Here is a 7,089-nt window from a genome sequence, read left to right on the forward strand (position 1 = left end):
CCTTGACCCAGGTGATGGCCCGCGCCCACCAGTTCCTGACCTTCACCACGCCGCCCAACCTGCAGGTCGCCGTCGCCTGGGGGCTGAACGAGGACGCCGACTGGTTCACCGCCATGCCTGCCGACCTGCAGCGCTCGCGCGACCGCCTGGGGGCCAGCCTGAGCGCGGCCGGCTTCTGCGTGCTGTCCGCCCCGGCGACCTATTTCCTCATCGTCGACCTCGCGGCGTCAGGCGTGACGGAGGGCGACCGGGACTTCTGCCTGCGCGCCGTGACCCAGGCCGGCGTCGCGGCGATCCCCGTGTCGGCCTTCTACGAGGCGGATGCGCCCAGTCACCTCATGCGCCTGTGCTTCGCCAAGCAGGACGAAGTGCTGGACGACGCTGTGCGGCGCCTCTCCCACGCCAGGGACCTGTCGCGCGCCGCCCTAACGGTCAGCACATGACGTCGCCGTCAACCACCAGGGTCTGACCCGTCACCCAGGAACCCGAGCGCGCCGCCAGGAACACTGCGGCGCCGGCGATGTCGTCCGGCTCGCCGACCCGACCGAGTTGCGTCATGAAGCGGCTCTGCTGCTCAGGCTCGGGATTGTCCCACAGGGGCTTGGCGAAGTCGGTGCGCACCAGGCCGGGCGCTATGCAGTTGACCCGGATATTATGCGGCCCCAGCTCCTGGGCGAGGTTGCGGGCGAGCTGGATGTCGGCGGCCTTCGACAGGGAATAGGCGCCGATGTGGGCGCTGCCGCGCAGGCCCTCGATCGACGAGATGATGATCGCCACGCCGTCCCCGCGGGCCTTCATCTCCGGCGCCGCCATCTGGATCAGCCAGTGATTGGACACGACATTGTTGTCGAGCGTCTTGCGCAGCGCCTCGTCCGAAATCTCGCTCATTGGGCCGTAAAAGACGTTGGAGGCCGCATTACAGACCACGATGTCGATCCTGCCGAACACACGGCGCGTCTCGTCGACGAGATGCTGTAGGGCGTCCTTCGACGAGATGTTGGCCGGGATCGACGCCGCCGCGCCGGGATAGCGGGCGTTGATCGCAGCCGTGGCCGCCTCGCAGGCGTCGGCCTTGCGAGACGAGATCACCACCTTGGCCCCGTGCTGGGCCATGCGTTCGGCGATCGCCAGGCCGATGCCGCGGGACGATCCGGTGATCACGGCCACCTTGCCGGTGAGGTCGAAAAGTTCCATGCGCGAGCTCCTGCGGGCGATGCGCCGTTGTGCCCAAGGCGGCGGCTAGCTGCAACGCCGGTAACGGCCGAAATCCAGATGCAGGTGATCGCGGTGAGCGGCGTTGTAATCCGGGCTCAGCACCGCGCGGAACCAGCGGCAGGCCCCGTCGCGCGTCGCGCGCAGGAATGCGCCATCCTTTGCCTCGCCGCGGAAATCACCCGACACCGTGAGCCGACGCCCTGAGGCCGTACGAAAGGCCGCAACATCCAGGGCGTTGGCTGTGGCGTGTTCGCTTGGGCGGCCCTGGCTGCGGCCGTAGACGTTGCGGCAGGCGTAGGTCCCATAGTGCTCGATCCGCGCCACCGGCTCACCCAGCAGTGAGCGCGCCGCGGGCTGCACCGCATTGCGGCTCCAGAAGACGTAGGCCAGGGCTTCGCGGCAGGTCATCACCGGCGCCGCCGGCGAAAGCGCGATCGCGCCGGACAGCAGGCGGACGGCGTCATGCGTGCTGCAGAAGCCCTCGCTACGCTCGGGTTCCTCCGAGAAGGTGACCCCGCCCTCGCGCATCACCGCGCGGCAAGCGACGGGATCGTCCGCCGCCCTGGCGAACTTCATCGTCGTGGCCAAACCCGGCGGGTCGGCCAGCCGCAGTGGCTTCCAAGGCAGGTCTTGCGGCGGAGCCCAGGCGTCGACCGCGAAGGCCAGCGCCATGCCGACGACCGCCAGGTCGAGCGCCGTGGACCAGACGCCGGCCAGGAAACGTGCGAACGGCGAGGCGGGCTTGAGGGGCATGCAGACATCGGGAACGCCCAGGCGCGACGCGGGTTCGCACAGCTATCGCCTGATCCGTCCTCGCGCCCCCTTGCGGCGCGCCGCCGCCCGACGCAGGTTGCGCGCCGACTTGCGAACCAGGAGATGAGCCACATGCTGACCGGCCGGTTGGACGACGACGACGGCGACGAAGACGACAAGGCGCGCCTGCCGGACATGCCGATGACGTCCGGCCCGGTGCAGAACGCCCTGTTCAAGGGCCGCACGGTGCTGGTGTTCGGCGAGATCGACATGCGCCTCGCCGAACGGGTGACCGCGCAGCTGCTGGCCATGGCGGCCGACAGCGACAAGGACATCCGGATGTTGATCAACTCTCCCGGCGGCCACGTCGAGAGCGGCGACACGATCCATGACGTGATCCGCTTCTGCGGGCCGCGGGTGAAGGTCATCGGCACCGGCTGGGTGGCCAGCGCCGGCGCGCACATCTTCCTGGGCGCGGAGAAGGAAAACAGGCTCTGCCTGCCGAACACCCGCTTCCTGCTGCACCAGCCGGCCGGCGGCGTGCGCGGCCAGGCCTCGGACATCCAGATCGAGGCCGAGGAGATCGTGAAGATGCGTGACCGCGTCAATCACATGATCGCCAAGGAGACGGGCCAGACCTTCGACAAGATCGTCAAGGACACCCAGCGGAACTTCTGGATGAGCGCCGAAGCGGCCGTCGAATACGGCGTGGTCTCGCGGATCATCCGGCGCGTCGACGAGGCCTGACCATGTCGCCCTGGTGGAAGGGGGCGGCCGTCTATCAGATCTACGTCCGCAGCTTCTACGACGCGGACGGCGACGGCCAGGGCGACCTTGCGGGCGTCCTAGCCAAGCTCGACTACGTGCAGAGCCTGGGGGTGGACGCGATCTGGCTGTCGCCGATCCACCCCTCGCCCGACCGCGACTGGGGCTATGACGTCGCCGACTTCGACGACGTGCATCCCGACTACGGAACGATGGGAGATTTCGAGACGCTGCTGGCGGCATGCCACGCACGCGGCCTGAAGCTGATCCTCGACGAGGTGCTGTCGCACACCTCCGACGAGCACCCCTGGTTCGCCGCCAGCCGCGACCAGGGGCCGGACGGCGCAAAGGCCGAATGGTACGTCTGGGCCGATCCGCAACTCGACGGGACTGCGCCGAACAACTGGCTGTCGGTGTTCGGCGGGCCCGCCTGGTCCTACCAGCCGGCGCGTCGCCAGCACTACCACCACAAATTCCTGCGCCAGCAGCCCAAGCTGAACTGGCGGGCGCCGGGGGCGCGCGAAGCGGCCCTGGCCGTGCTCGACACCTGGCTGGCCCGCGGCGTCGACGGCTTCCGGCTCGATGTCGCCGGCACCTACCTGCACGACGCAGACCTGACCGATAATCCCGTTGTACCCGTCGATCAGCGCACGCCGGCGCAGTGGGGCCACGCCAGCGACCTGCAGCGTCACGTCAACGACGCCAACCTGCCGGAAAACGTCGAGATGCTGGATCTGATCCGCCGGCGTGTCGAGGCGTTCGGCGATCGGTTCGTGTTCGGCGAGTTCTTCGAGGAGCCCGAACGCTCGGGCGCCTACCTGCCGCCGGACCAGGGCCTGCACTCCGGCTACGCTTTCGAACTGCTGCACGCCGAGGCGCTCACGCCGACGCTGATGCGCGATCACGCCCTGCGGATGGACGCCCATCCCGGGCACTGGCCGTCCATCGCATTCTCCAACCACGACATCGTCCGCACCGCGACACGCTTCGACAGCGTCTCACCCAAGATTTCGTTCGCGCTGCTCTGCGCGCTGCGCGGCAATCCGTTGATCTACCAGGGCGAGGAGCTGGGCCTCCCACAGGCCGCGCTGACGCGGCGCCAGCTCCGCGATCCAGTCGGCGATCTGTACTGGCCCACGGTGCGTGGCCGTGACGGGTGCCGCACGCCGATGCCGTGGCGGACGGATGCGCCCAATCTGGGTTTCAGCGACGGCGCGCCGTGGCTGCCGGCGGCGCCGGAGCACGCGGGCCTGACGGTCGCCGCCCAGGAGGCCGACGCGGAATCGATGTTGGCGTTCTCCCGGCGCGCGATCGCTGCGCGGCGCAGCTCGTCCGCCCTGCGGCTGGGCGAGATGAGCCTGCTGCGCGCCGACGGCGGCGTCGTGGCCTTCCTGCGCGAGACGGACGAAGAGCAGGTCCTCTGCGTCTTCAACCTGGGCGCGGAGGCGGAACGCCTGGTTGATTCGCGGCTGATCGGCGCGAGCGTGCTGCTGTCTTATGGCGCAGCCGCCTTGGATGGCGCCGAGCTGCGCCTGGACGCCCAGGCGTTCGCCTGGGTCACGCTGCCGCGCGCGAACACCTAGCCTCGCGCCCCCAAGCGCGGCTACAACGCAAGCATGCCCGAAGGCGACGCCAAGCCTGCCCGCGCGCCCGCCGCAGCCGCCCGCTTCGGCGAGAGCTTCATTGCGGACATCTGGTATTTCGTCGAGCTCGCGGACGCGCTGAAACCCGGCCGCATGGCGCGCTACGAACTGCTGGGCGAACCGGTGCTGCTGGGGCGTACCCAGGGCGGCGGCCTGATCGCCTTGCGCGATATCTGTCCGCACCGCGCGGCGCCGCTGTCGGCCGGTAAGCTGACCCGCGAGGCGGATGGGCGCGAAACCGTCGAATGCCCCTATCACGGTTGGCGCTTCGGCCTGGACGGCGCCTGCGCCTCCATCCCCTCCCTGGCGGCCGACCAGGAGATGGACGTCACGCGCATCCGCGTGCGCCGCTATCCGGTGGTCGAGAGCCAGGGCCTGGTGTTCGTCTGGGTCGGCGCGGGCGAGCCTGACCAGGATCCGCCGACGTTTCCAGGGGTGGTCGGCGGCAAGCCCAAGCTGGTCGACCGCATGACCTTCGACGCCCACATCGACCACGCGGTGGTCGGGCTGATGGATCCCGCCCACGGACCGTATGTGCATCAGCAATGGTGGTGGCGATCGGCCAAGAGCCAGCACGAGAAGGCCAAGCGCTTCGAGCCGCGCGACGCCGGCTTCGCCATGGTGCGCCACGAGCCGTCGAAGAACAGCCGCGCCTACGCCATCCTGGGCGGCGAGCCGCTGACCGAGATCACCTTCCGCCTGCCCGGCCTGCGCTGGGAGCATGTGACGGTGGGCGCGCGTCAGGTGCTGTCGCTGACCTGCCTGACGCCCGTGGACGCCAAGACCACGCGGATCACCCAGATCGTCTGGTCGGACCACCCGGCGTTCGTCTTCCTGCGCCCGTTCATCGCCGCCGGCGCGCGGGCCTTCCTGCGCCAGGACGGCGACATGGTGAACCTGCAGAACCAGGGCCTGCGCTACGACCCGACCCTGCTGTGGATCGACGACGCCGACCGCCAGGCCAAATGGTACCAGCAGCTCAAGCGCGAGTGGTCAGCGGCGCGGCGCGAGAGCCGGCCGTTCGTCAACCCGGTGGAGGCGGCGACCCTGCGCTGGCGCAGCTAACGCAGCGGCCGAAGCGACGAGATCGAATCGCCCATCCCGAGCCGACGGGTGTCGGTGACGCTGTCGCGGATCGTCGTGCATCGCCCCTGATAGTCGGCGTCAGTGCAGATCAGCCACGGGCCCGAGCCCCGCTCCAGCTGGATCGAGCGCACCCGGTCGTTCAGACCGGTCTGGTCGAGGTTGGGCGTGTTCCCCCGGATCCGAACCGCCGGCCCGCGCCAGCCGCGACCGCCGAACAGCGAGGCGCCGCCGCCACGACCCGGCCGATAGTCGCCGTTCCAGCCTGGCCCGCCGCCATAGTTGGGATCGGCGCGATCATAGACCGGGGGCTGCGTCGGAGGCCGGTAGGACGGCGCCGGCGCGGCGGGACCGCCGGCGCAGATCAGGCCGCCCTCGGCGTCGACGCCGATATCACTATCGCAGCTCAGGATGTTGATGGTCGATTGCCCCGCGCCGCGGGCGCCGCGGCAGGTGGCGCTCATCAGCTGGCCGTTCATCTGGATGTTGGAGCACAGTCGCTCATAGCTGCCGCGCGGCGGATGATAGACGCCCGGCTGGGCCAGGACCGGTGGTGCGGCCAGCAACGATAGAGCCGCCAAGCTCAGGATCATCCGCATGCTGCATCTCCCGGTTTCGGTCTCATAGGCCTAGCTCACTGTGACGCTCATGTCGTCTTGCCGGCCGCGCTCTCGGCGCCGACGAACACGACCTTGGTTCCCTTCAGCACCGCGGCGCCAAGCTGCTGGACGTCCCAGTTGGTCAGGCGCACGCAGCCGTGGCTTTCGGCCTTGCCGACCTTCACCGGATCCGGCGTGCCATGGATGCCGTAGGTCTCCTTGGTCAGGTCGATCCACATCACGCCCACGGGATTGTTCGGCCCCGCGGCGATGGTCAGCTTCTTCTTCTCCTTGCCGAAGGTCAGGCGCGAAGGATCGTAGGTCCAGGTGGGGTTGGGCGCGATGGTGCGCACCTCCCACTCGCCTGTCGGAGCCGGCCGATCTGTGCTGCCGACCGTCGCCGGATAGACCGCCAGCAGGGCGTCGTCGGCGCCGTAGGCGCGCACTTCGCGTTCGGCCTTGTCGACCTCGATCCGAGCGACCTTGGCGGCCAGCGGCCGGGCGCCGACCGCGGCGACGACGATCGTCGTCCCCGCCTTGGTGAAGTCAGCGGCGGGATTGAGCGCACGCAGCAGGCGCTCATCCATGTGGAATTTCTCCGCCAGCAACTCGGCAGGGCTGGCGTAGGCCAGACGATCCAGCGCCGCCATGGCGGCGGTGTCGGTGGGGATTTTGTCGACGAACGGGCCGGCGACATCCTCCGGCGCGATCACATAGTCCTGCATGGCCGGTTGGGTGTCCGCCGCGGTGAGCGCCGCCCAAGCCTGATCGTCGAGAACGCCGTCCACCGGCAGTCCGCGCGCCTTTTCGAAGGCGGCCAACGCCTGGCGCACGTTCTCGCCGGCTCGGCCGTCGATGACGCCGGGGGAGAAGTGCGCGCGGTCGAGCAGCACCTGGGCGCGGATCAGCCCGTCGCGCGCCAGGGCGGGCGTCGCGGGCGCAGCCAAGAAGGCCGCCGCGTCGATCGCCTGGGCCTGTGGCGAGACCGATGGGGTCACCACCGGCGCCGGTGCGGGCGCGGCGGGCGCTAC

At 69.6% G+C, this 7,089-nt stretch carries 8 protein-coding genes; 4 read left to right on the plus strand and 4 right to left on the minus strand.

The window, feature by feature from the left end; genetic code table 11:
* Positions 1-443: aminotransferase class I/II-fold pyridoxal phosphate-dependent enzyme (locus Q8M88_RS14290; protein WP_305597828.1), on the plus strand; the 443-nt coding region annotated here is incomplete at its 5' end.
* Here Q8M88_RS14290 and Q8M88_RS14295 read toward each other — a convergent pair.
* Both Q8M88_RS14295 and Q8M88_RS14300 read right to left on the minus strand, forming a co-directional pair.
* Positions 433-1,194 (minus strand): SDR family NAD(P)-dependent oxidoreductase, encoded by a 762-nt coding sequence (locus Q8M88_RS14295; RefSeq protein ID WP_305597829.1) that lies wholly within the window; start codon positions 1,192-1,194, stop codon positions 433-435. The two genes, Q8M88_RS14290 and Q8M88_RS14295, sit on opposite strands and share 11 nt — an antisense overlap.
* Positions 1,195-1,239: 45 nt before the next feature.
* Positions 1,240-1,968 (minus strand): extensin family protein, encoded by a 729-nt coding sequence (locus Q8M88_RS14300; protein WP_305597830.1) that lies wholly within the window; start codon positions 1,966-1,968, stop codon positions 1,240-1,242.
* A 123-nt stretch (positions 1,969-2,091) separates the two neighbouring features.
* On the opposite strand from Q8M88_RS14300, the gene Q8M88_RS14305 reads away from it, so the two are divergent.
* Genes Q8M88_RS14305 through Q8M88_RS14315 form a run of 3 tightly spaced genes read left to right on the plus strand, consistent with a single transcriptional unit; the run spans position 2,092 to position 5,441 of the window.
* A complete protein-coding gene (locus tag Q8M88_RS14305; RefSeq protein WP_305597831.1) occupies positions 2,092-2,715 on the plus strand; it encodes an ATP-dependent Clp protease proteolytic subunit in 624 nt (207 codons plus the stop codon).
* A 2-nt stretch (positions 2,716-2,717) separates the two neighbouring features.
* Positions 2,718-4,316, plus strand: a complete 1,599-nt coding sequence (locus tag Q8M88_RS14310; protein ID WP_305597832.1) for an alpha-amylase family glycosyl hydrolase — start codon at positions 2,718-2,720, stop codon at positions 4,314-4,316.
* 33 nt (positions 4,317-4,349) lie between these two features.
* Entirely contained in the window at positions 4,350-5,441 is a 1,092-nt protein-coding gene (locus Q8M88_RS14315; protein WP_305597833.1) for an aromatic ring-hydroxylating dioxygenase subunit alpha, read from the plus strand.
* Here the strand turns inward: Q8M88_RS14315 and Q8M88_RS14320 are convergent.
* Together Q8M88_RS14320 and Q8M88_RS14325 are read right to left on the minus strand one after the other, a co-directional pair.
* Positions 5,438-6,058 carry a beta/gamma crystallin-related protein gene (locus Q8M88_RS14320; protein ID WP_305597834.1) on the minus strand — a complete coding sequence of 207 codons (621 nt, stop codon included), beginning with the start codon at positions 6,056-6,058 and terminating at the stop codon, positions 5,438-5,440. The two genes, Q8M88_RS14315 and Q8M88_RS14320, sit on opposite strands and share 4 nt — an antisense overlap.
* A gap of 47 nt (positions 6,059-6,105) precedes the next feature.
* Positions 6,106-7,089, minus strand: a 984-nt coding sequence (locus tag Q8M88_RS14325) for a L,D-transpeptidase (protein WP_305597835.1), incomplete at its 5' end; no start/stop codon positions are given.

This window comes from Phenylobacterium sp., from assembly GCF_030693805.1.
GTDB lineage: Bacteria > Pseudomonadota > Alphaproteobacteria > Caulobacterales > Caulobacteraceae > Phenylobacterium.